Annotated in this window: 20 protein-coding genes; 11 read left to right on the forward strand and 9 right to left on the reverse strand. The window is 61.1% G+C overall.

What is annotated here, in order from left to right:
- Nucleotides 1–34 precede the first annotated feature (34 nt).
- Genes PR018_RS17505 through PR018_RS17540 form a run of 8 tightly spaced genes read left to right on the forward strand, consistent with a single transcriptional unit; the run spans nucleotide 35 to nucleotide 9,262 of the window.
- The gene (locus PR018_RS17505) at nucleotides 35–1,051 is read left to right on the forward strand and encodes a glycosyltransferase family 2 protein (RefSeq protein WP_142823769.1); all 1,017 of its coding nucleotides are present in this window, start codon (nucleotides 35–37) and stop codon (nucleotides 1,049–1,051) included.
- Nucleotides 1,052–1,056: 5 nt separating this feature from the next.
- Nucleotides 1,057–2,244 (forward strand): glycosyltransferase, encoded by a 1,188-nt coding sequence (locus PR018_RS17510; RefSeq protein WP_224129199.1) that lies wholly within the window; start codon nucleotides 1,057–1,059, stop codon nucleotides 2,242–2,244.
- A 60-nt stretch (nucleotides 2,245–2,304) separates the two neighbouring features.
- Entirely contained in the window at nucleotides 2,305–3,381 is a 1,077-nt protein-coding gene (locus tag PR018_RS17515) for an acyltransferase family protein (RefSeq protein ID WP_142823771.1), read from the forward strand.
- A gap of 54 nt (nucleotides 3,382–3,435) precedes the next feature.
- Nucleotides 3,436–4,359, forward strand: coding sequence for a DUF6492 family protein (locus tag PR018_RS17520; protein ID WP_142823772.1), 924 nt, complete (start codon nucleotides 3,436–3,438; stop codon nucleotides 4,357–4,359).
- A gap of 15 nt (nucleotides 4,360–4,374) precedes the next feature.
- Nucleotides 4,375–5,028: an acyltransferase gene (locus PR018_RS17525; protein ID WP_142823773.1), complete on the forward strand. Its 654-nt coding sequence runs from the start codon at nucleotides 4,375–4,377 to the stop codon at nucleotides 5,026–5,028.
- A gap of 57 nt (nucleotides 5,029–5,085) precedes the next feature.
- Complete coding sequence (locus PR018_RS17530) at nucleotides 5,086–6,960, forward strand: acyltransferase family protein (RefSeq protein ID WP_142823774.1); 1,875 nt, start codon at nucleotides 5,086–5,088, stop codon at nucleotides 6,958–6,960.
- A gap of 26 nt (nucleotides 6,961–6,986) precedes the next feature.
- The gene (locus PR018_RS17535) at nucleotides 6,987–7,934 is read left to right on the forward strand and encodes a glycoside hydrolase family 16 protein (protein WP_161990926.1); all 948 of its coding nucleotides are present in this window, start codon (nucleotides 6,987–6,989) and stop codon (nucleotides 7,932–7,934) included.
- Nucleotides 7,931–9,262 carry an O-antigen ligase family protein gene (locus PR018_RS17540; protein ID WP_142829095.1) on the forward strand — a complete coding sequence of 444 codons (1,332 nt, stop codon included), beginning with the start codon at nucleotides 7,931–7,933 and terminating at the stop codon, nucleotides 9,260–9,262. Before PR018_RS17535 ends, PR018_RS17540 begins: the two co-directional genes overlap by 4 nt.
- A 20-nt stretch (nucleotides 9,263–9,282) precedes the next feature.
- Here PR018_RS17540 and PR018_RS17545 read toward each other — a convergent pair whose 3' ends face one another.
- The 5 genes from PR018_RS17545 to PR018_RS17565 all read right to left on the reverse strand — a co-directional run bounded on the left by PR018_RS17545 (nucleotide 9,283) and on the right by PR018_RS17565 (nucleotide 15,802).
- Nucleotides 9,283–10,254, reverse strand: coding sequence for an ABC transporter permease (locus tag PR018_RS17545; RefSeq protein ID WP_142823777.1), 972 nt, complete (start codon nucleotides 10,252–10,254; stop codon nucleotides 9,283–9,285).
- A gap of 26 nt (nucleotides 10,255–10,280) precedes the next feature.
- A complete protein-coding gene (locus PR018_RS17550) occupies nucleotides 10,281–11,834 on the reverse strand; it encodes a sugar ABC transporter ATP-binding protein (protein WP_142823778.1) in 1,554 nt (517 codons plus the stop codon).
- A 121-nt stretch (nucleotides 11,835–11,955) separates the two neighbouring features.
- Entirely contained in the window at nucleotides 11,956–12,936 is a 981-nt protein-coding gene (locus PR018_RS17555) for an ABC transporter substrate-binding protein (protein ID WP_142823779.1), read from the reverse strand.
- Nucleotides 12,937–13,243: 307 nt separating this feature from the next.
- Complete coding sequence (locus PR018_RS17560) at nucleotides 13,244–14,263, reverse strand: aldo/keto reductase (RefSeq protein WP_142829097.1); 1,020 nt, start codon at nucleotides 14,261–14,263, stop codon at nucleotides 13,244–13,246.
- Between the two features lie 33 nt (nucleotides 14,264–14,296).
- Nucleotides 14,297–15,802 (reverse strand): UxaA family hydrolase, encoded by a 1,506-nt coding sequence (locus tag PR018_RS17565; RefSeq protein ID WP_161990927.1) that lies wholly within the window; start codon nucleotides 15,800–15,802, stop codon nucleotides 14,297–14,299.
- A gap of 224 nt (nucleotides 15,803–16,026) precedes the next feature.
- Here PR018_RS17565 and PR018_RS17570 point away from each other — a divergent pair, with 224 nt between their 5' ends.
- From PR018_RS17570 to PR018_RS17580, 3 genes are all read left to right on the forward strand, one after another.
- On the forward strand, nucleotides 16,027–16,935 hold the full coding sequence (locus PR018_RS17570; protein ID WP_142823782.1) for a GntR family transcriptional regulator: 909 nt from the start codon (nucleotides 16,027–16,029) through the stop codon (nucleotides 16,933–16,935).
- Nucleotides 16,932–18,035, forward strand: coding sequence for a mannitol dehydrogenase family protein (locus PR018_RS17575; RefSeq protein ID WP_142823783.1), 1,104 nt, complete (start codon nucleotides 16,932–16,934; stop codon nucleotides 18,033–18,035). The genes PR018_RS17570 and PR018_RS17575 overlap by 4 nt, the downstream gene beginning before the upstream one ends.
- Before the next feature lie 104 nt (nucleotides 18,036–18,139).
- Nucleotides 18,140–18,949, forward strand: coding sequence for a phosphate/phosphite/phosphonate ABC transporter substrate-binding protein (locus PR018_RS17580; protein WP_142823784.1), 810 nt, complete (start codon nucleotides 18,140–18,142; stop codon nucleotides 18,947–18,949).
- Nucleotides 18,950–18,976: 27 nt separating this feature from the next.
- On the opposite strand, the gene PR018_RS17585 is transcribed toward PR018_RS17580, so the two are convergent.
- Genes PR018_RS17585 through bcsA form a run of 4 tightly spaced genes read right to left on the reverse strand, consistent with a single transcriptional unit; the run spans nucleotide 18,977 to nucleotide 26,923 of the window.
- Nucleotides 18,977–21,262, reverse strand: a complete 2,286-nt coding sequence (locus tag PR018_RS17585; protein ID WP_142823785.1) for a tetratricopeptide repeat protein — start codon at nucleotides 21,260–21,262, stop codon at nucleotides 18,977–18,979.
- The gene (locus PR018_RS17590; RefSeq protein ID WP_142823786.1) at nucleotides 21,259–22,311 is read right to left on the reverse strand and encodes a family 8 glycosyl hydrolase; all 1,053 of its coding nucleotides are present in this window, start codon (nucleotides 22,309–22,311) and stop codon (nucleotides 21,259–21,261) included. The genes PR018_RS17585 and PR018_RS17590 overlap by 4 nt, the downstream gene beginning before the upstream one ends.
- Nucleotides 22,308–24,734, reverse strand: coding sequence for a cellulose biosynthesis cyclic di-GMP-binding regulatory protein BcsB (locus PR018_RS17595; RefSeq protein ID WP_142829099.1), 2,427 nt, complete (start codon nucleotides 24,732–24,734; stop codon nucleotides 22,308–22,310). Before PR018_RS17595 ends, PR018_RS17590 begins: the two co-directional genes overlap by 4 nt.
- Entirely contained in the window at nucleotides 24,731–26,923 is a 2,193-nt protein-coding gene (bcsA, locus tag PR018_RS17600) for a UDP-forming cellulose synthase catalytic subunit (RefSeq protein WP_142823788.1), read from the reverse strand. Before bcsA ends, PR018_RS17595 begins: the two co-directional genes overlap by 4 nt.
- Between the last annotated feature and the right edge of the window lie 7 nt (nucleotides 26,924–26,930).

Genomic DNA, 26,930 nt, shown 5'->3' on the forward strand with positions numbered 1-26,930 from the left:
ACCACCTGAGAAACCAAGCGGGATGGGAATTTAGATGGTTCGAAGTGTTTTGGTTGCTATTCCGACGCTGAACGAAGCTGCTCATATAGAGGCTGTCCTGGATCAGCTTTACGTCGATCTTCCCGACTGCAATATACAATTTGTAATTGCAGATGGCGGAAGCACGGATGGCACGGTGGAGGTCGTTCGACGCCTCGAAAAGCAGCGTGATCATCTTTCGCTCGTTCACAATCCGCAGCGTCTCCAGAGCGCCGGCGTGAACCTCGTCGTGCGCCAGTTTGGACAGGATAAGGACGTGTTGGTTCGTTGCGATGCACATGCGTCTTACCCGAGGGGCTTTCTCCGCTCACTGGTCAATAGCCTGCAAGGGGTCGAAGCAGACTCCGTCGTCGTGCCGATGGATTCAGTCGGAAACGGCTGCCTGCAGCGCGCCGTTGCCTGGGTTTCGGACTCGCCGATAGGCTCAGGTGGATCTGCGCACCGGGGCGGTCGCCAGAGCCGTTTCGTCGATCACGGCCATCATGCCGCTATGCTGATGGAAAGTTTTCGCCGCGCAGGCGGATATGAAGAGACGTTCACCCACAACGAGGACGCGGAATTCGATTGCAGGCTGCGCGCGCTCGGCGGCAAGATCTATCTCGATACCGATATCCGCATCGAGTACCAGCCGCGAGCAACATTCGCCAAACTTGCCAGGCAGTATTTCAATTACGGCAAGGGTCGCTCCCGCACTGTTCGCCGTCACCCGACATCGTTCAAGATCCGCCAGTTCGCCGTTCCGGCTTTCATGAGTGCCTGCGCTGCGGCAATCGTTCTGAGCCCGCTGTTTCCACTGCTGCTGATGGTGCCGGCCTTCTATGTCTTCGTACTGGCGGTGACCTCGGTTGCCATCGCCTTCAACAAGCGATCTGCCTGCGGCCTGCTGGCCGGGCCCGCCGCTTTTACAATGCATGCCTCATGGGCACTTGGCTTCATCACCGGGATCCTGACGCTGCGGGAAACCCAGTGGCAGCCGGACAAGGCCTATCGTGGGCTGGGAGAAGCTGTTTGAATTCCGTGACGGAAAAAACGCCCGTGCGGGCCTTGCTGATCGACCCCTCGCTGTTCACGCCGGCCTACGACGCCGGATTGACGCGGGGTCTGCGCGCTGTCGGTGTCGCGCCCTATTGGGCAGCGCGGCCGTTGCGCAAGGGGGAGCAATCCGAGATCACCGTCGCCGATATCGGCATTACATTCTATCGCGGCGTCGAAGCTATCCCCGCGAAATGGAACAAGCTGCGCGGTCTGGCCAAAGGCCTGTCGCACATCGTCGATCTGGTTCGCTTGGTAACCCATGTCCACCGTCGCCGCCCGGCGGTCATGCACGTGCAATGGGCCGTCCTGCCTTTGTTCGATGCCTTGGCGATGCGCCTTGTGCGCCGTGTTTGCCCGGTCATCATGACCGTCCACGACACGGTACCATTCAATGGCGAGAAAATCTCCTTTCTGCAGAACTCTGGCTTCGATATGCCGATTGCTGCTGCGGACCACGTCATCGTCCACACTCGCGGCGCTCGCCAGAACCTGATTGCGCGCGGCATTGCCGAAGGTAAGGTCTCTATCGTCCCGCATGGCCCGCTGACGCTCAATGTCGAACCTGCTCCTCTTGCGCCGGGTGCAATCCGCGATCCGCGCTGGACGTTCGTTATGTTCGGGCAGATCAAGCCCTACAAGGGCCTGGATGTGTTGGTCGAGGCGCTCGGTCAATTGCCGCCGACCCTCCGTCAGCGTGCCCGCGTGGTCATTGCCGGCGCCGCTCATATGGACATGGCGCCGATCAGCCAGCGTATTGCGGCCCTCGGTCTGGAGGATGTCGTCGAATTGCGCCTTGGCCGGCTGGACGAAACCCAGATGGCGTCGCTTTTCGAGGAGGCCGACAGCTTCCTCTTTCCCTACCGACAGATCGATGCCAGCGGTGTCTACTTTCTGCTAAAGCCGACCGGCAAATGGATGATCGCATCCGACGTCGGTATCTTTGCCGAAGACATGCAGGAGGCCAACGGCGCGCTGGTGCCACCGGCGGATGCCAATGCGCTTGCGGCAGCCCTTGCCGATGCCATCGAACGCCGTCCCGAGATCAGGATTACCGCCGGCGGCGATTGGACCAGCATCGGCGAGCGCACCTTGGAAATTTATCACGAGGCGATGCGCCAGCGCGGCGCCGTCGTGGCTGGCCTGCCTTCGCCAGCCCGTTCCTCCCTCTAGTCCCAGAAGGGTTCTTCCCACTTGCAGCAGCCCCAGAAGAAGCAAATCCAGGAAATTCAGGTGCTTCGCCTCGTGGCGTCGATGATGGTGCTGATCAGCCATCTCCAGCACGAAGTGATGGATCAGTCATTTGTCGATACGGCAAACTTCAAGCCATTCGATCCGGTCTTCTGGGCCGGCGGTGTCGACCTGTTCTTCATCATCAGCGGCTTCATTATGTACCACCTGTCGCGCAACAGCTTCGGAAAGCCGGGCGCGCCGCTTCAGTTCATCCTGCGCCGCATCGTCCGTGTCGCGCCGCCCTATTGGTTCTTCACCATCGCCATGCTCTGCGCCATGGTGGTGTTTGCAAGCTCGATCCGCTACGGCAGCCCGTCTCTCGAACAGATCGTCGGCTCGTTCCTCTTCATTCCGTTGCCTGATCCTTACGGCCACTTCTATCCGGTCCTGATCCTCGGCTGGACGCTGAATTTCGAGATGCTGTTCTATGTCGTCTTCGCGATAGGCCTTTTCTTCAGCAAGGGCTGGGGCATGACCTGGGTCATCGCGGCGCTCCTGGTACTCGGCGGCTTGCCGTATTTTCACGTTGTCCAAACGCCACCGTTTGCTTTCTGGGCCAATCCTATCGTCTTCGAGTTCTTGTTCGGCATCGCGCTGGCGCATCTGCGCGACCGCGGCGTCCGCCTCGGCGCGTTGGCCGGCTGGTCGCTGTTCGTCGCCGGCATGCTGCTGATGGTGGTCTTCAAGTCGACAGGCCTGACCGAACTCGGCGGTCTCTGGCGGCCGCTCTGGATGGGGCTTCCCGCCTTCGTCGCCTGCGCCGGACCTGCCTTGCTCGATGAAAAGCTCGACAACGCCCTGAAGCCGCTGATGCGCGTTCTGGTGTTTGGCGGCAATGCATCCTTCGCGCTTTACCTGTCGCATCCATTCTCGATCAACCTGGTGGCGCTTGTTGCACCGCGCATCGGCATCCACAGCCCCTGGCTTTACATCTTCGTCGCCGGTGGCTTTGCTATGTTCGTGGCGGCCTTCGTCTACCTGTTGCTCGAACGGCCAATGACCGGCTGGCTGCACCGGCGCTTCTGGGGGCCGAAGGCGCTCAAGAGTTTCGACGTTCCGGCGGTGGGTCCAAGATGACGTGCGCTCGCTATCTTCATACGGCCACGACCCACACGCTATCGGGAGCCATCCATGACTAACGCCAAGGTCGCCATCATCACGCCGTCCTATCGCAACGATTTCGAGAACGCCGTCGACCTCTGCCGGAGCATCGATACTTTCTGCCAGTTCGACTTCGAGCACCTGGTCATCGTGCCCCAAAGCGACATGAAGCTGTTCGCCTCGCTGCAAGGGCCGCGTCGCCGGGTCATGGCGCGCGAAAGCATCCTGCGGCCACACGGGTTCATCAGGCTTCCCGTGCCGACTATCATCAAGCTGCCATTCGGCAAGACGCTGCGCCTCCGCGAGCAGTATTATCTGCCCGGCGTCGGACGGATAAGCGGTTGGCTGGTGCAGCAGATCGTCAAGCTCTGCGCGGGCGATCTTACCAAGGCCGACGTCTTCATCTTTGCCGACAGCGATGTCTTCCTGGTACGCCCGTTCTCGCTCGAAGCGCTGCAAAGCGGTGGCCAGCTCATCCTGCAGCAGCATGTGAGGGGTCGCGATCTCGATACGCACCGGCTCTGGAGAAAGACGGCGCACGAGCTTCTCGGCGTCGGCAAGCCCCGGGAGACCGAGCATTTCAACTATATCGGCCAGCTGATCCCCTGGGATCGCGCTACCCTCGATGGGCTCATTAGACGCATCCAGTCGGCAAAGGGCCCGGACTGGCAGCGCGCCATCGCCAAGGCCAAGACCGTCTCGGAATACATTCTCTACGGCGAATACGTCGTCGAGATCGCCGCCGTCGCCGAACCGCGCCCGATCAAGGACATGAAGCTCGCAAACTCCGTCTGGTCGCCGGATGCCGTGATCGACGTCGAGGCGATCATTGCGGCCATGGAGCCGGAAAATATTGCCGTCCACATCCAATCGACGAACCCGCTGCCCATCGCGGAAAGACGTGCAGCCATCGCGACAATCAGCGGCCGGGTCCTGGATCCGCAAGTTGCCTAGTTTCAAGGAAACAGCATGAACCGATCCCGCAAGATTCTCGCCATGCTCATCTCGCGCTTGCCTCACAAGGCTTTGCGCGCGGGAGCATACCGTATGCTGATGGGTTACAGCCTGGGCCGGGGGGCAAGCATCGGCTTCGGCGTGATCATCGCTGTCGACCGCTTTTCTTGCGGACCCGATGTCATCATTCGCCGCGGCACAAGCTTCGTGGGCCCCATTTCGGTGACGCTTGGCGAAGGCACGTTTATCGGCCGGTGGAACCGCTTCGAATGCGGTGACGCCGCTGCCGATCCGCGCCAGGCGCATATGGGCTATGCCCGCAGCTTCGAGACCGGGCGCGATTGCCTGATCAACGAAAGCCACCTGTTCGATATTCTTGGCAGCATCTCCATCGGCGACGGCACCTGGGTCGCAGGCTTTGCCTCGCAATTCCTGACGCACGGCGCGGGCACGATGAACCGTGACATCGTCATCGGCGAAAAGAGTTTCCTCGGCACCGCCGTACGCTTCGCCCCAGGCAGCGGTGTGGCCGACCGGGTGATCGTCGGCATGGGTGCGGTGGTCACGAAAAGACTTCCGGAGAGCGACGTCATTGTCGGCGGCTTGCCGGCCAAGGTGCTGCGCGTGCGCAGCGATGCCGATGTCTATTCATTCGAGCGGACGTGGTGAGGGTAAGCGCTCGATCGTGAGATCGGGCCCTGGGCAACGTCAAGGAACGAGTGCGGAATGAGCAATGTGAAATATCGCGGCGATATCGATGGCCTGCGTGCCGTCGCTGTCTTGTCGGTGATCCTCTACCATTTTCAGTCAGGTATTTTTCGCGGCGGTTTTGTCGGGGTCGATGTATTCTTCGTCATCTCCGGCTATCTGATCACCAGCATCATCAGCCGCGAGATGCTGGCCGGCCAGTTCTCCTTCATCAAATTCTATGAGCGGCGCGTACGGCGCATCTTTCCTGCGCTTGCCTTCATGCTGGTGGCGTCGGCCGTCGCCGCCTTCGTGCTGCTTTACCCGTCGGAACTGATCGACTACTCGAAAAGCATCATTTCGACGCTGACCTTCACTTCCAACTTCTACTTCTACGGTTTTCGCGGCTATTTCCTCAGCGATGTCGAGACCAAGCCGCTGCTGCACACCTGGTCGCTGGCTGTCGAAGAGCAATATTACATTTTCTTTCCGCTGCTCCTGCTCGGCCTCTATCGCTTCCTGCCGCGTTTCGTCACTGCAGCTATCGCCGTCATGGCTGTCCTTTCCTTCGGCCTCGCGCTCTGGCTGATGCACACGCAGCAGCCAGCGGCCTTCTATTTCTCTCCGCCGCGATTTTGGGAGATGCTGGCCGGTTCGCTGCTGGCGCTGGCAAAGATCCCCGTCTTTCCGCAGCGCATCCTGCGCGAGGGTGCCGGCGCGGCGGGTCTGTTTCTGATCCTTGCCGCCGGTCTCCTCTACAAGCCGACGACGGCCTTTCCGGGCATGACAGCCCTTGCTCCGGTGCTCGGGGCGACGCTGGTCATCTATTCCGGCTCCGGTCCGGCAACCCTTGTCAGCCGGCTCCTGTCGCTCAGGCCGATCGTCTTCATCGGCCTGCTCTCCTATTCGCTCTATCTCTGGCACTGGCCGGTTGCCGTCTTCTATCATCTGTTTGTCGAGAGGCCGCTCGAGCCTAAGGACATTGTCATCGTCGCGCCAATTACGGCGGTTCTTTCCTATGTGTCCTGGCGTTTCGTCGAGCAGCCTGCCCGTGATCGTGTTGCCGTGCCGCCAAGGCGGCTGTGGATCGCGAATTTCGCGATTTCGGCGCTCGGTATCGTCTTCGGCCTCTGGTGCATCGTGGCGTCCGGCCTGCCGCTGCGCTTTTCGCCCGAGGTCGACCGGCTGGCGACCTACCTGCAATATGATGACCGTGCTGCCTACCGCCGTGGTACCTGTTTCCTCGATGGCGAATTGCAGACGCCGGCCGATTACGACACGCAGTCCTGCCTTCGCTTTTCGGACACAAAGCCGAATTACGTTCTGATCGGTGACAGCCACGGTGCCCACTGGTGGAGCGGTCTCAGCAAGACGATGACCGACGTCAATCTGATGCAAGCGACGTCGTCGGGCTGCAAGCCGCTGATCTCGGGCAACGGGCTTAAAAATTGTCGCGCCTTTATGGAAGGTATCTATGACACGCTCGGCAAACAGCATCCTCAGGCCGTGATCATCTCGGCACGCTGGGTGGCAACCGACCTGCCGGACCTGCTTGCGACCATAGATCGGCTCAAGTCTTTCGGCAGCCGGGTCTACGTTCTCGGGCCGATCCCGGAATACAAGATCGGACTGGCGCGCCTTCTGACCACGCAGGCGCTCTGGGGATCGGCAGACCTTGCCCAGGAGAGGCGGGTGCCCGCCATGAAGACTATCGACGAACAGTTCGCCACTGCTCTGAAGACAACAGGTGCGACCTACGTTTCGATTTATGACCTGCTCTGCCCGCCCGGCACAGCCACATGTCAGACGACCACCGACTCCGGCGTGCCGATGCAGTGGGACTATGGCCATCTGACTGCGTCGGGATCCGTTGTCCTTGCCCGCCGTGTTGCACCGGAATTGATGCCTCACTGAAGTCGAAAATCATCGAGGATTACCCCATGAGCCACAGCCCTCTGAAAGCTTTCGCCACCGGTCTGCTCTTCGTCTCTTTTGGCGCCCAGGCCTGGGCCGCGGAGGAGACGATAACTTTGCCCGTTTCCTCAAAGCCGGCGACCGCGACATGCCAGCCGGCGACCGCCACCGGCGACGTGCCGGACGTGCACCTCACCCGCACCTTCTTCGACAATTTCGACAAGCTGGACCTTTCCGACAAGAAATGGACGCCGCACTACGATGGCGACTACAGCTGGATGACAAAGCGCACGTTGCAGGGCAACAAGGAGCAGGAAATCTACGTCGATCCGGGCTACAAGGGGCAGGGACAGAAGCCGGTCGGTATCAATCCCTTCAAGATCAAGGACGGCGTGCTCTCGATCATAGGCGACCGTACCCCCGATCAGTTCAAGCAGGCGCTCTACAATTACCAGTTCACTTCGGGTGTGCTGACGACCCGCCAGTCGTTCTCCCAGACCTACGGCTATTTCGAAATGCGCGCCAAGATCCCGGCTGGCAAGGGGCTCTGGCCGGCCTTCTGGCTGCTGCCGACCGACAAGAACAAATGGCCGCCTGAGCTGGATATTCTCGAGGTTGTCGGCCAGCAGTCCGACAAGATGGTGATGACCGCCCACTGGAAGGCCGGCGGTACCGGCGCCTATCAGCATTCCGGCTGCCGTGTGCCTTTTGCGCAGGCGACCACGGGTTTCCATACCTTCGGTGTGCTCTGGCAGCCGGATCGCCTGACCTGGTATATCGATCGCAAGCCCGTACAGGTCCTGACAACACCACCCGGCTATGACATACCGATGTACATGATCGTCAACCTGGCAATCGGCGGCAAGATGGTCGGTGTGGCGGATGCGGAAACGCCGCTGCCTGCCGCCTTCCAGATCGACAAGATTGCTGCCTACCAGATCGACGGGTTGCCACACCCGGGAGCAAGTAAATGACGCAGGCCTACATGGCTGAAGACGTCTACACACCGGTCTCGATGAAAGAGCGCGACTTGCCCGTGCTGGTAAGGCTCGGGCTGGTCGTGCTGCTCGTTCTCTGCCTGATCCAGTTCTCCGGTGCCTGGTACTGGGGCGGGGTGGATCTGACGCAGGAAGACCTGGAGGGCGTCCAGCCCTTCGGCGTGCCCTTCCGCTATGGTGTCTGGTTGTCGATCAGCATCGCCATCTTCTATTATTTCACCTCCCATTCCTACAAAGCTGTCGGCACGGCACTGATGCCGTTCCTGCCTTTTGTCGGTATGGGGATGATCTCCGGCATCCAGGGCTACTCGTTCATCAACTCGTTTCGCATCGAGATCTTCTGGCTGTTGATGGCGCTCAGCGGCACCATTATCGGCCTGCTCTTGCCTGCCAACCTCATGGCCCGGGTGATGTCACGCTATCTGACCGTAATCCTCATCCTGTCGATCGTGCTGGTCATCGCTGTCCCGAAAGCCGGCACGGAGGTCTACGGCGGCGCCAGCGTCTGGAAGGGAGCGTTCCAGCAGAAGAACTATCTCGGCGCCCTTGCCATGTGGGCCGCCGTCTTCGCCTTTTTCTTCTCGAAGGCCGTCGGCCGCTGGAAAAGCCTGCTGTTGTTTCTGGTTGCCGCCATCTGCCTAGTCGGCTCGGACTCGAAGGGGTCGCTTGCCGTCGCCTTTGCCGCCATCGGTTACTATGTGCTGCTGATGTCCATGTCGAGGTCGCGGCTGTCGCCCTTTATCGGATCGGCGGCGCTGATCGGCACGGTCCTGCTGCTGGCGGTGGGCGTCTATTTCCTTTGGGTCCCGATTACCGGCGCATTCGGTCGCGATGCCACGCTGACGGGACGAACGGATATCTGGATGGCCTATCTCGCCCGCGTGGTAGACCACTGGTTCCTGGGGCAAGGTCCCGGGGCCTTTACCTCCGTGTCTCCGGTGACGGAAGACCTGTTCTACCAACTGGCCGCGCTTGGCTCCATTCGCCAGCCGCATAACATTTTCATCGCAGTAGTCGGCGACGGCGGCGTGGTCGGGCTGTTTCTGTTCGTGTCCGCGCTCTTTTACGTAGCTTTCGTCCTGCCGTTCCAGAAAAGGACCTTCGAGGCGCGGCTCTGCGCAATCGGCGCCTTTCTCATCATCGTCGGCGGCATGGTGGAGGGCCGTGTCGGATACAATGCCAGCCTCGACAGCTTCTTCCTCTCGCTGCTGCTTGCCGCCAGGGTCCGGGCAGAGCGTGCAGTATTGCGGCGCCAGCGGCAATCCCAGGTCGCGACCGACGAGGATGCCCTGCTGGCGCCGTAAGTCTCAGGACGGCCCGGGAATTAACCCCGACGCCGGCGCAGCTGGTCGAAATAGACGATCAGGATGATCAGGAAACCGGTGATGACGCGCTGCCAGAAGGAATTCAGGTTGAGCAGGTTGGCACCGTTGTTGATGGTGGCGAGGATGAAGGCGCCGATCAGCGGGCCGTAGGCCGTGCCCACGGCTCCAAACAGGCTTGTGCCGCCGATAACGCTCGAGGCAATGGCCTGCAGCTCCCAACCGTCGGCCTGGGTGGCATTGCCGATAGCGATACGCGAGGCAAGCAGAATGCCCACGAAGGCTGCAAAAGTGCCCGAGAGGATATAGGCAAGGTAGATCATGCCCCTGACATTGACGCCCGAAAGGCGCGCCGCCTCCGGGTTGGAGCCGACGGCAAAGAGATAGCGGCCCCAGCGGCTGAGGTGCAGGAAGACGAAGGCCGGCACAGCCATGATGATAACCATCCAGAACAGGCTCGGCACGCCGAGGAAATCCGCGCGGGCAAAGTTGCTGAAGGCTTCATTGGTGATGTTGATCGAAGAGCCGTTGGTGATGAGCAGGCCTATGCCGCGCAGCGAAGTGAGCGTCGCCAGCGTGATAATGAATGGCGGCAAGCCCATGCGGACGATCCCGAAGCCGTGGAAGGCGCCGATCGCCGTGCCGAACAGCAGCGTGATGATGATCGACACCCAGACCGGAAAACCAGCCTGCAACAACCAGGCGATGATGACCCCGGCGAAGCCGACGATGGCGCCGACCGAGAGATCGATGCCGGAGGTGATGATCACGAATGTCTGGCCGAGTGCCAGGATTGCGGTCATCGAGCCCTGACGCAGCAGGTTGCTGATATTCAGCGACGTCCAGAAGCTGTCGGTCGCAAAGGCCAGCACCAGCCAGAGGAAAAACAGCAATCCGATCAGCGTCAGGCTGAAGAGCATGTTCATCCGCTTGCGGGGGACGGGCGCTACGGTTTCTGTAGGAGTAACTGTCATCGAATTCTTCCCTTAATCTTTATGTCTCACGCGCCGATGGCTTCGCCGAGGACTTCCTCGTGCGATGCGGCATGGAAATCATGGCTTGCCACCAGTTGGCCGCTACGGAAGACGTGCAGCCTGTCTGCCAGCTCGTAGACTTCCGGCAGGTATGAGGAAATCAGGATGATGCCCGCTCCCTGCTTCAGAAGCGTTGCGAACAGCCGGTAGATTTCCGCTTTGGTGCCGACATCGACGCCGACGGTCGGTTCGTCGAAGATGAACAGCTTGGCGCCGTGGCTCAGCCATTTGCCGATCACCACTTTTTGCTGGTTGCCGCCCGACATGCTGGCGGCGGGCACGCGCCGGGTAGGCGTCTTGATGCTGAGGTCGCGGATCTGCTTGTCGGCATTGGCAGCCTCCTTGCTGCGGTTGATGACAGGCCCCATGCTCAGGCGCTGGAATACCGGCAGGTTGATGTTGAGGCCAATCGGCAGATTGAGGCACAGGCCCTGGTCGCGCCGGCTCTCTGGGGCAAGCGCAATGCCGAGCGCCATGGCGCTCCGCTCGTTCTTGATGTCGACCTTGCTGCCCTTCCAGTGGATTTCACCGGCAGTTGTCTTCTCGCGGCCATAGAGGCCGAGTACGAATTCACTGCGGCCAGCGCCGATCAGCCCGTAGAGGCCGACGATCTGGCCCTCCTTGACTGTCAGCGAAACATCCTTGAAGCCCGGCCCGGATAGGCCACGAACGTCGAGGATCGTCTCGCCGATCGGGATTTCTTCCTTGTGGTAGATCTGCTCGATGGAGCGGTTGATCATCATGGTGATCAGCTCTTCGTCGTTCGTCTCGCCGATAAGGCGCGTGCCGACGTGGGTCCCGTCGCGCAGTACCGATACGCGGTCGGCCAGCTCGAACACCTCTTCCATGCGATGGCTGATATAGACGATGGTGACGCCCTCGGCCTGCAAGCGGCGGATGAGCTTGAAAAGCTGGGCCGATTCCTGCCGCGTCAGATAGGCGGTAGGTTCGTCGAAGATCAGGAATTGCGTACCACGCATCGCCGCACGCGCCGTGGCAACGAGTTGCTGCTGGCCGATCGTCAGTGAATTCAGCGGCGCTGCGGCGGGCAGTCCGAAGCCGAGGTCGTTCAGCACCGTCTGCGCCATTGTCTCCATCTGCTTCTTGCGCATCACGCCGAAGCGGCTGACTTCGTCGCCCAGAAACAGGTTGGCTGCGACCGAAAGGTGCTGGCACAGCACGACTTCCTGATGCACGGCATTGATGCCGCGCTCGATCGCCTCGTTCGGCGTCGCCAGCGCGACCGGATGTCCGCACCACACGATTTCGCCCGACGTCCTGCCGATGACGCCGGTCAGAAGCTTGATGAGGGTCGATTTGCCGGCGCCGTTTTCCCCGACGATGGCGTGGATTTCGCCGGCGAGGAATGTCAGTGTCGCGGGCTTCAGGGCCTGTACCGAGCCGTAATTCTTTTGAAGCGCCTTCAGTTCGAGAATGGGTGATCCCGGCGGAACACGGTTTGCTTCCTTGAGGGCGGCGTTGTCATCGTGGCGATGACTGACCTCTTCCAATCCGGCCATGGTCCTATCCTCTCCACTGCATCAAACGCCTTTCAAAGGCGCTTTTCGCATTTCTTCAAAGTCGGTTTGTCTTTGGGTGGAAAGGCCGCGCGGGTGTCCGCGCGGCCTCCGGTGATGGCTGTTACTTCAGCTTCGGGTTCAGGAGCGCATCGATCTTCGGATCGCTCATGTTTGCCTTGGTGACGAGGTTGGCACCTGTGTCGACCGTAGCGGGGACCTTTTCACCCTTGGAGACGGCGAGTGCGGTCTTGATGCCGTCATAGCCCATCCGGTAGGGGTCCTGAACCACGAGGCCTGCAATGGCGCCGTCCTTGAGGAAGCCGATCGTCTTGTCGTCGCTGTCGAAGCCGATGACCTTGACCTTTTCGCCGAGCTTGTTTTCAGCGATTGCCTGGCCGACGCCCTGCGCCATGATCAGGTTGGAGGCGAAGACGCCAACGATCTTCGGGTTAGACGTGATCAGGTCGGTCATGATGTTGAGACCAGTGGTCGCCTGACCGTCGGCATACTTGTCAGCAACAACCTTGAGGCCCGGATACTTGGTCTTGATTTCATCCAGGAAGCCGGCGCGGCGCTGCTCGAGGGAGCCGGCACCAGGTGTGTTGGTGATTATGACGACATCGCCTTCTTCCTTGCCGGTCATGCCTTTGATGGCAGCGGCAAGACCGTCGGCAGCAATGCGTCCGCCCTGGGTGTTGTCTGTCGTCAGGAACGACTTGAACGCCTTGGAGTCGGCACCGGAATCGATACCGATGATCGGAACCGCCTTGGCGGCTTCATCGACAGGCTTGCCGAGCGCCTTGGATTCGGTTGGCGAGATCACGATTGCAGCGGGTTTCCCGGCAACGGCATTTTCCAGGATGCTGATCTGGCCGTTGACGTCTGTTTCAGCCTGGGCACCGAGTTCCGGCACCTTGACGCCGAGATCCTTGCCGGCCTTGCGGGCGCCGGCGAGCACGATCTGCCAGTAGAAGGACGTAGTGTCCTTGACGATGATCGGGATCGTCACTTCGGCTGCAAAGGACGTGACAGGTATCGCTGTGGCAAGGACGGCAGCGCCGGCAAGGGCGGCAAATGCACGGCGGGAAAGAATGGATTTCATGATGTGAGTTCTCCTCTCAGGTGCGTTCTCCTCCAGATAAATCGCGCCGCTGAACGCATGCGGACGACCTTTTTCGGTAGTCTCGTGATTGTTTGACGCGAAAGGGAGCCCGCGTCCGGCGTGTCCGCCAATGGTGGCTCGAACTGTTTTGAAAAACGGACGGCGTCCGTACCTTTTCCTCCCTCTCCAAGGCCGTCTCCCCACGGCCAGTTGTCTCAACGAAACATAAATTCCACGAAGGTGTCAAGATGGAATATATGTTCCAAATAGTCGTTGTGGCGCTTTCGGCCCGGTAATCTGTGCAGCGCTACACCCGCACAGCATCTTCTCCCAGCGGCGGTGCCACCAGCACGTAGGGCTCGAATTGCGGATAGATGCTCTCCGGAACCGGCTGCGCGAAGTTTTCCATATTGCGATGCAGGCTTGCAGCCTTTCCCGTGCCGATCAGCACCGACGCAACGAGCTGATCTTGCAGCGGAAACTGCAGCGCCGGTGCCGCCAGGGGAACACCGCTTTTCGAGGCTATGGCTTCCATCGCTGCGACCTTTTCGATCACTTCTTCCGTCGCCGGCATATAGTCGAAATTTGCACCGGGAACCGGCCCCGTTGCCAGGATGCCGGAGTTGAACACTCCGCCGATGACAAGCGAGGTCTGCGCTGTCCGGCAGAGCGGCATCAGTTCCGCTACTGCCGAGCGATCAAGCAGCGTGTAGCGTCCGGCCAGAAGAATGCAGTCGAGCGGGGCGGCGCGCATGACGTCGAGGCAGACCGGAACTTCGTTGACGCCGAGACCGTAGGCGGAGATGGCACCTGAAGATTTCAGCTGCTCCAGCGCCTTCAGTCCGGAGCCGAGCAACTGTCCGAGATGATGTTCGTTTGCGGCCCGCCCGTGGGTGTAGGCACCGATATCGTGGACGTAGAGGATGTCCATATGGTTGAGGCCGAGGCGTGCATAGCTGAAGTCGACCGAACGCATGATGCCGTCGTAGGAATAGTCGTAGTCAGCATCGAAGGAGAGCGGGTCGACATAGCTGTAGTCGGGGACCGTCCCGGTCGGCACCGGCCGGAGTAATCGGCCGACCTTGGTCGACAATACGTAGCTGCCATCCGGCTTGTCGCGCAGGAAATCCCCGACATAGCGCTCGGCAAGGCCGAGGCCATACCACGGTGCGACGTCGAAGTAGCGGATGCCGCTATCCCATGCCGCCTGCAATGTCTCCATAGCCTGATCGCGTGGGCAGGCGCGGTACAGACCGCCGAGCGCCGCGGCACCGAAACTGATTTCGGTGACTTCGAGCGCCGTCCTGCCGATTTTCCTCCTGTTCATCATCTCTCCTCAGACGATTGCAGATCTTCAGTCTTAAAGCGTCGCACCCAAATGCCAAGGCACAAACTCGTTGTCGCCATAGCCGAAGGCTTCGCTCTTGGTTTTCTTGCCCGATGCCGTTTCGATGATCAGCTCGAAGATCTCGCGGCCCTTGGCCTCGATGGTCGTCTCGCCGGTGGCAATCGTGCCGCAGTCGATATCCATGTCCTCTTCCATCGCCTTGTAGAGCGCGGAGTTGCTGGACAGTTTGAATGACGGAGCAGGTCGCGATCCGAAGCAGCTGCCACGTCCAGTGGTAAACGCGATCATGTTGGCGCCACCGGCAACCTGTCCGGTTGCCGATACGGGGTCGTAACCGGGCGTATCCATGAACACCAAGCCGCGTCCGGTGACCCGTTCGGCATAGCCATACACGTCTGTTAGCGGTGACCGGCCACCCTTGGCGACGGCGCCAAGCGACTTTTCGAGGATAGTCGTCAGGCCGCCGCGCTTGTTGCCGGGCGACGGATTGTTATCGAGCGATGCGCCGTGCAAGGCGACATACTTTTCCCACCATGTGATCTTGGCATCGAGCTTGGCAGCGACCTCTTCGCTCACCGCCCGGCTGCGCAGCAGGTGTTCTGCGCCGTAGATTTCCGAGGTTTCCGACAGAATGGCGGTGCCGCCGGCAGCAGCTAGGATATCTGCCGCAGCCCCCAGTGCAGGATTGGCGGTGATGCCGGAAAAGCCGTCCGAGCCGCCGCACTGCAGGCCGATGATGATCTCGCTGACGGAGATCGGCTCGCGGCGAGCGGTGCCCACTTCCTCGCAGATTTCCTTGAGCACGCCCATGGCAAGATTGACGGCACGGCGCGAACCACCGGCATCCTGAATGTTGAAATGACGCTTGCTGGCACCGGCACCGCTCTGACCGTAGAGCGTCAGCTGATTGACCTCGCATCCAAGCCCGATCATCAGCACGCCACCGAAATTGACGTGACGCGCGTAGCCGGCCAGTGTCCGGTGCAGGATATGCATGCCATCGCCGGTCGAGCTCATTCCGCAGCCCTGATCGTGGACGATCGGTACGAACCCGTCGATACCATCATAGTGCGGCAGCAGCGTCCGGTTTGCCTCTTCTGCGATGGCTCGGCAAACCGTGGTGGAACAGTTCACGCTGGCAAGGATGCCGATATAGTTTCTCGTTGCCGCTCGTCCGTCGGCGCGGCGGTAGCCTTGGAACGTCCGGGCCTTTTCAGCCTCGGTTGCCGGCTCCGGCGCCGCTGCTGCCGTCACGGAAAGCCGGTCGTTCTCGAAATGGAGGTTATGGCTGTGCACATGATCGCCGGCCTTGATCTCTGCCGTCGTGCGGCCGATTGCCTGTCCGTACTTGACCACAGCTTCGCCCAAGCCAAGATCCTTCAGCGCGAATTTGTGGCCTGGGTCGATCTTTTCGCGCGTCGTCAGCAGTCCGCTAAACGCAGTTCCCGCTGCGATCGGTGCAGTCGCAACGGCGACATTGTCCCCGTTGGACAAGATGATCCAAGGCTGGTTGTTCAACTTCGTCTCCCTGTCCAAGCGCTTGCTGCATTGGCAATCGCGCATTGATTTTGTTTTTTATCTACAATAAACATTTTGAAGTCAACGGGGAATATGCCGCTGACGAGGGAGAATGCGCCAACAACAAGCGCTTGTGAAAAGGCGCGCTACACTGGCCAAGCAAGCTTTGCCGCCCTAAGAGGTGGCCGAGCTGCGCGGGGTCGTGCAGGCAGCAGGGGGTCGGCATGGCCAGACAAAATACGGTGTTCAAGGAAGCGTTCAATCGCTATGCGGCGACGCTTGTCCCGCATGCCGCGTTGCCGTCCGAGCCTGATATCGCGGCCCAGCTCGGCATCAGTCGCAGCACTGCGCGCGCAATTCTCCTGCGGCTGAGCGAGGTCGGTATCATCCAGTGGAACAAACGCGAGAAGACGGTTCTCCGGCCGCCTGTGGCAGCCGATCTGTTTCCCGAGCAGGAAACAAACTCGCTGCACGACATCATCGAGCGCAGCTTCATGCTGCGCATATTATCGGACGAAGCCCAGCCGGGCATGCAGATCAACGAGCTGGAACTCGCCCGCGAAATCGGCACAGGCACGACCAGCGTGCGCGAGTTCCTCATTCGCTTCTCGCGATTCGGCTTGATAGAGAAACGCCCCAACAGCCATTGGACGCTGAAGGGTTTTACGCGCGAGTTCGCGCTGGAACTGGCTGACGTCCGCGAAATGTTCGAGCTGCACTCGGCAGCGGAATTCGGGCGGCTGCCGGCCGATCATCCGGCCTGGGCAAGCCTTGCCGCCATCCGCAAGGAGCACGACGAGTTGCTTGCCGACTTTGACGAACGATATCGTGACTTTTCACAACTCGACGAGAAATTTCACCTGCTGATCCAGCGCGCCTCGAACAACCGTTTCATCGCCGATTTCTACGACGTCATCGCCATCGTCTTTCACTACCACTACCAGTGGAACAAGGCACAGGCCCGGGAACGGAATGCCAGGGCGATCGCCGAGCATCTGGCCTATATCGACGCCCTGCAATCGCGCGACATCGGTCGTATCGATGAGGCTTGCCGTCATCACCTGAGGTCTGCCCGGCAGACATTGCTGCAATCGATACCGCAGGCCCCGAGCGAGGAAGGAAACCCAAAGTGAAGACCCCCATAATGCAGTTCGGCACCAGCCGCTTTCTCCAGGCCCATGCAGATCTCTTCGTCAGCGAGGCGATGGAGAAAGGCGAAGCCCTCGGGCCCATTACCGTCGTGCAGACGACAGGTGCAAGCGAGCGCGCCGAGCGCCTCAAGGGGCTCGCCGTCGAAAGCGGCTTTCCTGTCCATATCCGTGGCATTGAAGAGGGCCGCCCGGTGGACCGCTTACAGCAGGTGACTAGCGTCAGGCGGGCACTCTCCGCATCTGCAGACTGGGCAGAGGTCGAGCGCGTGTTTGTCGAGGAAGTCCAACTGGTTATCTGCAACACCGCAGACCGGGGATACGATATTTCCCTCGAGCCCGCGACGCTCCCGGCGGATATGCCGGTGTCCTTCCCCGGAAAACTGACGGTTTTGCTGCATCGTCGGTTCGGGTCAGGGCGGGCAGGTCTGACAATCCTGCCTTGCGAGCTGATCAGCAGGAATGGCGAGGCGTTGCGAGCTATCGTGACCGGACTTGCCTCCCGCTGGTACGCGGACGACACCTTCAATGCGTGGCTCGCTACGGAAGTAATCTTCTGCAACACCCTGGTTGACCGCATCGTCTCCGAGTCGCTGTCACCGGCAGGCGCAGTTGCCGAGCCCTACGCTCTCTGGGCGATACAAAGGATGCCGGGGCAGGCCTTGCCCTGCGTCCATCCGGATATCGTCGTGGCTGATGACATCGAGCCTTACGAGAAACTCAAACTCTTCATCCTCAACCTCGGCCATACCTATCTCGCCAGTCGCTGGATCGAGCAGGGCCGCACGGAAGCGATGACCGTGCGCGAAATGCTTGGCGATCCGGAAACCCGAGGCGCCCTCCTGTCGCTCTACGAGACCGAAGTCGTTCCGGGTTTTGCGCGAAAGGAAATGGAGGTCGAGGCGGAGGCCTATGTGGTCGCGACATTGCAACGCTTCGACAATCCGTTTCTCGACCACAAGCTTTCCGACATCGCCCAGAACCATGTCGAAAAAATTCGCAGACGTTTCGAGGGTTTCGTGGAATGGTCGGGCATCCCCGCGCCGACATTGCAAGCCATTATCCGCTCTAACGCCGAAGCGTAGCTGCTTCCCGGAGTGTCCAGGGTAGCCGGCAACGGTTTCCTCTGGTCAAGGGCTTCGAACGGCGTGTATCACATCTGCTCCTGAAGCCGTCGGACAGATGCACCATGCGCCTTGCAAGCCTAGCCATGTACACCACGCCAGCCCCGGTTGCTGCTGCCAACGACGCACTATGGGTCTATCTCCGAAATCGGTTGCGCCAGCTAGGGCTCGATGGTGTCCCGGACGATCTGGACAGGCTTGTGGTCTACGATCAGGCCTGGCTGCGTCCAGACCTGCTGGTGGCGCAGACCTGCGGCTTCCCGTTCGTAACCAAGCTGCTTGGTCGTGTCCGCCTGCTCGCAACCCCCGTTTATGATCTGCCGGGCTGCAACGGACCTCTCAACCGCAGCAAGATCATCGTCGCCGGAACCAGTCCTGCCACGGGCCTGGAAGATCTGCGCGGATTGACTGCGGCCATCAACGAACCCGGCTCGAACTCCGGCAGCAACCTTTTTCGCGCAGCTATCGCACCGCTTGCGCGAGACGGCAGATTTTTCGGCTCCGTAATCGAGACCGGTGGCCACCTCGCCAGCATCGAAGCCGTCGCCTCCGGCAAGGCCGACGTGGCCGCTATCGACTGCGTCACCTTCGGCAACACGCTCCGCTTCGATCCGGATCGGCTTGCCAATGTACGCATCCTTGCCGAGACCCCGGAGGGCCCGGGCCTGCCTTTCATCACGTCGATCAGGACGACGGACGACGAGATAGCGGCAATTAGGCTCGTTCTGGATGAGGTTGCTTTGGCAACGGAACTCGTTGAAGTCAGGGAAGTCCTGTCGCTTCGACGTTTCGAGGTCCTGCCCGAAAGCGCCTACCAGCGTCTCGCCGAACTGGCACGCGATGCCGCGTCGCTAGGCTATCCCGTCATCGCCTGATCTCGAGTAGGTCTCACCCGACGACGATCAGTTCGAGGGATGCGCCTGTTCGTTTCGGGCATTGGTCAGGCCGGTGATGGCATCATGGTCGCCGGTGGCGGCTGCAGCCTCGAAGATGCGGATGGCATCGGAATAGCGCTTGAGGTTCAGGTAGGCGTAGCCGCGCAGCACCATCAGGCCGATCTGCTCGGGCTGGATCTGGTTGAGCTGGTCGAGATAAAGAATGGCCTCCCGATACCGCTTTTCGTCATAGGCGGACGAGGCGCGCTTGGTGAGGATTGCCACTTGCAGGCTCAGCGCCCGCTCGCGGCTCTGCGGCGCCTTGATTGCGGAGACGGCGGCATTGCTGGCGAGATTGAGCTGCAGGTAGGCGAGGCTCTGCCCGTACGCGGCGTCCTGGCGATCCTTCGGCAGCGGGCTGCGAAGCGCAATTTCAAAGGTTGCCGCTGCTTCGGCCGGCCGCTTCTTGCTCATCAGGCACCAGGCGCGGGGGAGTGCCGCCTCTGGCGATAGCATGGCGGGATCGACGGTCGTCGTGCAGCCGGTGCCAGCAGGCCTGCGGGCTTCCCTTACCCTTACGACCTGAGCCTCCTGTCGCGGGGCAGACGAGAGATAGCTTGTCTCGCGAACCGGTGCCGGTGGCTGCCGTCTGGTGCCCTGGGGCGCAGCTTCGATCGCCTGCGTCTCGCCACCATCGACACGGGCCTGCCTTGGGGCTGCACCGATGTCGCGGAGCATGGCGATCCGCTCGGATCGCCCGGCCCACTGACGCTGGACATCCATGACGCCAGCCTTGTCGTTCAATTGGGCAAGGGTGATGGTCAGGCCGTAGGCGGAAGGCTCATCGTCTGCCTTCCACCCGAGCGCCGTCCGGAACCACTGTGCCGCCGTCTGTGGCTGGTTGAGGCCGCGCGCATACCAGCCGAACTGCTGTGCGCTGGGCACATCGCGGGCCTTGAGGACCGCGCCAGCGATCCGCTGCAGGACGTCGACCTTGAGGATAACCGGTGGGTCGATTGCCAAGAGGTTTGCTGCCGCCGCGAGGTAGGTGGCATTCGCATCCTTGGAGTCGTCACGCCACTTGAACATGACCTCCTCGGCCTCCTCCGGAGACTTGCGGGCAATCAGGGTCAGGGCAAGCCCCTGCGATGCCGACGCGGTGTCCTCCTTGGTGCGCGCAAGACGAAACCACTTTTCCGCATTCGTGAGGTCGCCCCGGGGATAGTTGTACCAGCCGAGCAGCAGCGCATCGGACGCCAGTCCTTGCGTCTCGCTCAGGCGCTCGAGGCGGCTCAGATATTCGGGGGCAATCACGAGTTTGGGGTCGGCATTGGCCTCGGCCACGAAACGGCGGGCGAGGTCGTCGCGGATACTCTCGAATTCCCGCGTCCCATCGGCCATTGGTTTTTCCTGCGCCATCAGGTCCTGCATGGTGCCGTAAGGCAGCAGCGCCGAGGCCTTCTGGATCGTCGCCAGCCGCTCGGCAGCATTGGTGCAGTTTTTCATGACGTACATGTAAGCGTCGCGCGCACGGGTCAGGCGGTCGATGTGACCGAAGGCATCCGCCACCCGCCACAGCACATCGACTTCGCTGCAGGTCAGCAAGCTCGGGGTTTCGGAGGCCACGCTGACGACGGTCTCGTACTGCTTCAGATCTGAAGCGTTGATCAGGCGGGTGCGAGCCTCCGCGACATTCAGGCGCTCGGTCAGGTCCGTAGGTGGCTGCCAGCCCGGCTCGGCGGCCTGACGGTCGGAGATTGCCTTGCGCACCTCCGCATAGCGTGCCTCCGAATAGAGCTGCCACATCGATTCCAGCTGCTTGTCCTGGTTCTGTGGCACGGCCAGCGGATCGGCCGGTGGGGTCCATGTCGGATAGAGGGCCTGCAGCCTGGAGATTTCGGCCTGCAGCCGCGCCTTGTCGCCGCGGCTGGCAAAATACCGCAGGGCGCTCTCGTCGATCGCCGGTTGGGCAGCGGCAGGCGGGTTCGGTGGCGGAGATGCGGCCTGCGAGACCGCGGAAGGCTGGTCGGCGGCAGTTGCCGGCGCATCGGAAGCTGCGGTATTCTGGGCGAGTTCCACGGCCTGTGCAGTATCCACATCGCGCCCCAGTTCCGGCTCTGTCGTCGGCCTGTCGAAGGGATGAAAGTCAGGGCCGGTGATACGCCCCATGCGCATCAGCTGGGGTATCTCACCAGGCGTGTTCGTGCCCAACAGGTCTGACACCCTGTCGGCGATCTGCGAGCGGTCCTTGAGTCCGACTATGCCCACCGTCATGATGAGCGTCGCCGACAACAGGACTAGTGACGGTCTCATAGGCACTCCGGATGCTTTTCCGCAACAAAGGCAAGCCCCAGCAAGTGGAGCGTGGACGGGAAATACAAAGTCGGAACAAATGATTTGGCCGACGCTGGGAGTTTCGTCCCCGCAAGCATACAGGCCATAGTATGGTTAATAATCTGATAACCGGGGTCGTCCAGCGTAGCTTTGACGCTGTCGTTGTTGAGGTCGATAAGCCGGATAGAGCCGTCGGCAGCGCTCATTCCAGACTGCAGCCGACCCAGCAGATCCTTGTCGTCGATGCCGCCGCGCATTAGGTAGAGCGGAATCCGGATTGCGTTATAGCCGAACTCCGGCACGAAGCCTTCAGCGGGCTTAGCCTGCCTCTTCAGGCTCACCCAATCTGCCGGCAGCTTTTCTTTTCCGAATTGCATCTGCGAAATCAGGACGTGGCCGTCATCCGAAAGCTGTTGCCACTTCGGCGATGGCACCAGGCCATTCATCACAGGAAAGGCCTCGAAGATCCAGTAGGACGGATTGATCACCGGTCCATCTGCACGGTCGGCCGCCGCAAAGCCTGAGACGCCCGGCAGCAGCAATGTCCGGCCGCCGCTTTCGACGACCGCCTTGTCGAGCAGCGTCGCCGCAATCTTCGTTGCCGCCTGCGTATAGTCTGCCCGGCCCCAGGCCGCGCCAGCGCGCGCCAGCGCGTAGGCAATCAGCAGGTCGCCATCGGTCGCATCGTTGATGTCGTCGACATGCGGGGTCTTATCGGGGCTCCAGCTCCAGGCGGCAAGCCCGTCATCGCGGATCAGTAACTCGGTTCGCGTGAAATACCAGATCTGCTCGAAATCTGCGGGGCTTTCGGAGAGGTAGGCGAGCAGCAGTCCGTAGCCCTGTCCCTCGCTGTGGCTGATCCCGCCGTTTCCGTCGTCCACGATGCGACCGGAGGGATCGAGAAACTTCGCCTTGTACGCCTGCCAGGACTGCGTCTGTATCATCGGCTCCTGTGCTCCGGCCGGGTTGTCGCAGATAAAGAAGAACAGCACTCCGATGACGCAGGCGGCGACCTGCCTCAAAGTCATCGGCGCCGTCCGAGATTGGATAGAAGCGCGGCAGTCGCAAGCCCCATCAGCATCGTCAGGGCTGCAAAGAGCAAGGCGTAGGAAAGGATGTTGGTCGACAGCCAGTTGGCGGCAACCAGCCGGTAGTTGGAGAAGGAGAAATCTTGCGTCGGCACGAAGGCAAACCGCGCCACCGGCACCGTCTCGATCTTCTTGGTTGCTGCCGCATAAGTCGTGATGCGACCGGAAAGCTCCGGCCACGTGTCCTCTGCGGACAGAGCAGTCAGGCCGGATCGCAAGTCGCCAGCCGTTGGCGAGGTGACGATGGTCCAGGTTCCGTTGCCATCCGGACTGGCGCCCTGCGCGACCATGATTGTCGCAGCGTTGCTCGGCATGAACGTTGCCTCGGCACTCGGTGCGAACCGCAGGGAGCTGAAGGAAATATCGAAATTCCGCCGCATCCATTCCTCGAACGCGGAGATCTGCCCGGTCCAACTTCCGCCACTGACCATGGACCGCCACTGCTCGAACGTTGCGCCGGTATCCACATCTGCCGGCTTTCCAGCCGTATTCGGTCTCCAACTGACCTGGCTTGCCGGCGCGATATTCAATTGCGTGAGTGCTGTCGGCGGGATCTGCGAAATGGGGCCGATGAACAGCGCGTTGCGATCGCCGATCCCGGCGGGCGAGGTTGCGACCTCGATGGGAATGGGTCGGCCAGCCATCAGGGCCAGCCTCGCGAGGAAGGTCGCCGATGCGGACAGCGTATCGGCGTCCACCCGGTCGAGATAGACCGGGAGAACATTCTCGATCAGGCCGTAGGGATAGCCGGTGCCGCCGGTTGCCGCGAGATTGGGACGCTGGCCGACGCGGGCGAAGTCAGGCATGCGGAATTCCGATGTATCGAACAGCGCGAAATGTGGCGTTGCCGATGCGTTCGAGCCCGGAGCGCAGGCGGCGTCGGCGCTCGTCAGAAGGGCGGCCTCCACCGCAACGTGGTTTAGCCCGGGCTTGAAGTGTCGGAGCGTAACACGGATCGGCAGGTGCCGGAAAATGCCACCGCCCTTGTTGGTGATTGGCACGGTCGAGGCAACGCTTCCGTTGACGAATACGTCGATATGGCTGCCGGGCAGGACGTCGGGGGAATAGGCAGCGTCAAGCAGTATGGTCGCCTCGCCGTAGGCGTTGGCATAGAAATCGGCCGGTACGCCGATCCCGAAATCTGTGCGGAATCGGCGTCCGGTAAATTGTGTCGTGGAGACGCCAAGCTGCGAAAACGGCAGGACAGTATTGCTGAAAATCAGTGGCACATCGGGTGCCTGCCATCGCTGCGTCGCCAGTACGTCGCGGCGGTTGTCCACTGCCCGGTCAGTCGATGTGACCAGGCTGTCGATGGCGGTGTCTATCGATTGCCACGAAGGACCCGTGACCAGCAGAACCGGTCCGCCGCTACGGGGATCGTTGACGAACGTTGCCACAGGGGCCACTTGTGCCGCCGGTGGCAGTGACGGAAAGAGTGGCTGCAGTTCGCTTGCCGTCCCGACAAGAACAGTGAGCTTGCCCGGTGCCAAGGCTGGCAGGCCGGCGGTCTGGAAGTTGAAGGACTGGTTGGGCATGCCGCTCAGTACCGAAAGGCCCTGCGCCAGTCGCATGAGCGGTTTCGTGGTGCCAGGCTGGGCAAGCCCAGGCACGACGAAGTCGAATTCAGTCGCGCCCTTTTCGTCGACGCCCACCGCGCGGACACCATCGGTGCTCACCAGCCGCGCGGCTTCCGTACCGCCAAAACTCAGATAAGTGCGGCTCGGGTCGATATCCGTCCAGAGTTCGTAGGTCGAGGAGATGCTGCAGTCCGTCCGGTGGCGCTGTTGCATCTCGAAGCTCACCAGGTTGGAGCCTGCCTGCAACAGCCCGGGCGGCACGTCGAAGCTGAGCTCTTCCGGCTTTTCGGAAGAACGTATGGGCGTCGATCCGACCGAACGGCTGTTGATGAGAACAGTCAGTTGAGACGCTTCGGGCGCGACGACGATAGCGTTCTGATAGGCGAGGTTGAGCTTGACCGGAGCGGCCGCTTGCGCCGGTGTCAGATAGATCGACCATGTCTTCTTGTCGATTTCGCCGTTCAGGCCAAGATCCGAAGCCGGGACGAGGAAGCGCCTGAAGCGCTCGGTCGTGACAGGCTTGCCAACCGGAGTACCTGCGCTTTTTGGCGGGGCCGCGGCGGTCGGCACGGGTGGTGGCTTTGCGGTGGTCGGCACGGGTGTAAAGGGCGGTATGGCCGGCTGCGCGGCAGGCGCGGCGGGTGCCGGCTGAACCGATGGGCTCGCGGGTGCTGCACCCTTCGGCCGCTCAGGCGTCATGTCGAAGGGCGTCGTCTGCGCGAGGGCAAATGGCGCGAGCCATGTTGTAGCGAGCGCGGCTACGACCGCGATACGACCCGGCCTCATTGTGCGCCCGCCTTCACTGGCTGGATCTGCTCCTCGGGCTTGCCTTTGAAACTGCGGAAGAAATACACAAGCCCGCGGCTCGTCTGGTAGGCCGATACACCGAGAAACCAGATCGTTCCCCTGATCAGCCCGGGATTGCGGCGACGGGAGAGCTGGAATTGCGTCCACTGGTCTGAGTTTGCAAAGATCAGATCCGCGATCAGGCGGTGATCCAGCGCGCTTTGTGGATTGTAGAGGCAGCCGATCGCCGTGATTTCGCCGCTAGGCTGGGTGTTGCGCACGGTGACGATCAATGTCTCTTCCTGGGCGCCGCTGTAGGGCCTGAACTTGATCGTCGCGCGAGTGTCCACTCCCAGCGGATCGAAGGTCTTGCTGAAGACGTGCAGCCTCGCACCATGAACGGATACGTCCTCGATAGAAGCCGGATACCAGCGTCCGTCGACGCCGAATTCGCACCGTCGGTTAACACGCACCCGCCGCGACGAAGACCGCTCGCCGCGCTCGGAGACAACGCCGAGAGCGCAGCCGGCCATGATTAGGTTGAGCAAGGTCCAGCCGGCAACGACCAGCGTCACGTCTGCCTTGTAGGGCTCGGCGTAAAGGCGGTAGATCGCCATTCCGAAAGCTACCAGCAGAACCCCAAAGATGACGAAGAACGGTCGGCTGATTTCGGAAAGGCGCGCGACGGCAATGGATTCGTCCTTGGCCGTCACCTTGAATGTCGGCTTGCGCGGATTGAGGATGACCGAGATCACCGCCGGCAGCAGGTGCACCGTCTGCACATATTCATAAAGCTCTGAGATCCAAGGCCAGCGGAACGAGCCGTAGAGATAGTTCTGCATCATCATGTTCACGACCATGTAGGCGAGCGAATAGGCCAGGAACTCGCCGCCCGACGAGGTGAAGATCTCGAGATTGAAGAAAAGATAGAACAGCGGCGCGAACAGGAACATCGTCCGTGGGAACGGGAAGAGCCAGAACAGCGTCGACGACATGTAGCAAAGCCGCTGCGGCAGGGAGAGCCCGCGCTTGAAGAGCGGGAAGCGGAAACGCAGGATCTGCATCATGCCCTGCGCCCAGCGGCTGCGCTGGCCGATGAAGCTGGCAAAGGTCGCCGGCTGGAGGCCCGCGATCAGCGGCTTGTCGACATAGATGCTGTTCCAGCCTCGCGAGTGCAGCTCGATCGCCGTTTCGCAGTCCTCGGTGATGCTGACGCCACTGAATCCGTTGGTTTCAGCCAGCGCCTTGCGCCTGAGGACGGCAGCAGAGCCGCAGAAAAACGAGGCGTTCCACTTGTCGAGACCGCGCTGGATAATGCCGTAGAACATCTCGTTCTCGCTCGGCATGTGGTCGAACGTCTGCAGATTGCGCTCGATCGGGTCTGGATTGAGAAAGAAATGCGGTGTCTGGCACAGGAAGAGCTTCGGATCGTCGTCGAAGTAGCCAACGGTTTCGAGCAGGAAATCACGTGCCGGCGCGTGGTCGGCATCGAAGACGGCGATGAGCTCGCCCGTCGAGTGCTGCATGCCGTTGTTGAGATTGCCGGCCTTGGCATGCTCGTTGCGATCGCGGGTCATGTAGCGAACGCTGAGTTGCTCGCACAGTTCCTGCAACTGGATGTGGCGGAGGGAAGCGGCTTGCGCATCGAGGATGTTGTTGGCATTGCGCTTTTGCAGTGTACTGCCGTCGTCGAGCAGCCAGACGGTGACCTTCTCGGGTGGATAGTCCATGGCCTTGGCCGCCGCCAGCGTATTGCCGAGAAGCGCCGCATCTTCGTTGTAGGTCGGCACGAACACATCGACATGCGGAAACTTGCCCTCGGTGGCGGCACGAGAGGGTCGTGGCGGCAGCGGCATGGCAACGACAAACAGGCTGAGCGCGCCCATCATCACGCTGTACATTTCGGCGAGATAGACGAGGAAGCCCGGAATAAAGTTTTCAGGCTGATTGATTGGCGGCAAGGTGCTGGTCGTCCGCCAGAACACGTAGCGCAGAATGATCGAGCTTCCGAAGGCGAGCGCTACGAGGCGCCATTTTCCCTCGCCCTGGAACAGCTTGATCAGCGCCATGATGATGACCACCGTGACACTGACGATCAATTGCGTCTGGAGGCTGATCGGCAGGGTGATGAGGGTAATTACGCATACCGCGACGATCATCCAGATCAGGATACTGGCGGCTTTGCGCATGGTTATT

It is taken from the genome of Rhizobium rhododendri, from assembly GCF_007000325.2.
In the GTDB taxonomy this organism is placed as follows: domain Bacteria; phylum Pseudomonadota; class Alphaproteobacteria; order Rhizobiales; family Rhizobiaceae; genus Rhizobium; species Rhizobium rhododendri.

Coding starts and splice junctions, on each gene's coding strand:
- PR018_RS17540 (WP_142829095.1), top strand. CDS start 7,931: ATGACGCAGGCCTACATGGCTGAAGACGTCTACACACCGGTCTCGATG.
- PR018_RS17570 (WP_142823782.1), top strand. CDS start 16,027: ATGGCCAGACAAAATACGGTGTTCAAGGAAGCGTTCAATCGCTATGCG.
- PR018_RS17525 (WP_142823773.1), top strand. CDS start 4,375: ATGAACCGATCCCGCAAGATTCTCGCCATGCTCATCTCGCGCTTGCCT.
- PR018_RS17595 (WP_142829099.1), bottom strand. CDS start 24,734: ATGAGGCCGGGTCGTATCGCGGTCGTAGCCGCGCTCGCTACAACATGG.
- PR018_RS17590 (WP_142823786.1), bottom strand. CDS start 22,311: ATGACTTTGAGGCAGGTCGCCGCCTGCGTCATCGGAGTGCTGTTCTTC.
- PR018_RS17585 (WP_142823785.1), bottom strand. CDS start 21,262: ATGAGACCGTCACTAGTCCTGTTGTCGGCGACGCTCATCATGACGGTG.
- PR018_RS17550 (WP_142823778.1), bottom strand. CDS start 11,834: ATGGCCGGATTGGAAGAGGTCAGTCATCGCCACGATGACAACGCCGCC.
- bcsA (WP_142823788.1), bottom strand. CDS start 26,923: ATGCGCAAAGCCGCCAGTATCCTGATCTGGATGATCGTCGCGGTATGC.
- PR018_RS17505 (WP_142823769.1), top strand. CDS start 35: ATGGTTCGAAGTGTTTTGGTTGCTATTCCGACGCTGAACGAAGCTGCT.
- PR018_RS17535 (WP_161990926.1), top strand. CDS start 6,987: ATGAGCCACAGCCCTCTGAAAGCTTTCGCCACCGGTCTGCTCTTCGTC.
- PR018_RS17555 (WP_142823779.1), bottom strand. CDS start 12,936: ATGAAATCCATTCTTTCCCGCCGTGCATTTGCCGCCCTTGCCGGCGCT.
- PR018_RS17520 (WP_142823772.1), top strand. CDS start 3,436: ATGACTAACGCCAAGGTCGCCATCATCACGCCGTCCTATCGCAACGAT.
- PR018_RS17580 (WP_142823784.1), top strand. CDS start 18,140: ATGCGCCTTGCAAGCCTAGCCATGTACACCACGCCAGCCCCGGTTGCT.
- PR018_RS17560 (WP_142829097.1), bottom strand. CDS start 14,263: ATGAACAGGAGGAAAATCGGCAGGACGGCGCTCGAAGTCACCGAAATC.
- PR018_RS17530 (WP_142823774.1), top strand. CDS start 5,086: ATGAGCAATGTGAAATATCGCGGCGATATCGATGGCCTGCGTGCCGTC.
- PR018_RS17545 (WP_142823777.1), bottom strand. CDS start 10,254: ATGACAGTTACTCCTACAGAAACCGTAGCGCCCGTCCCCCGCAAGCGG.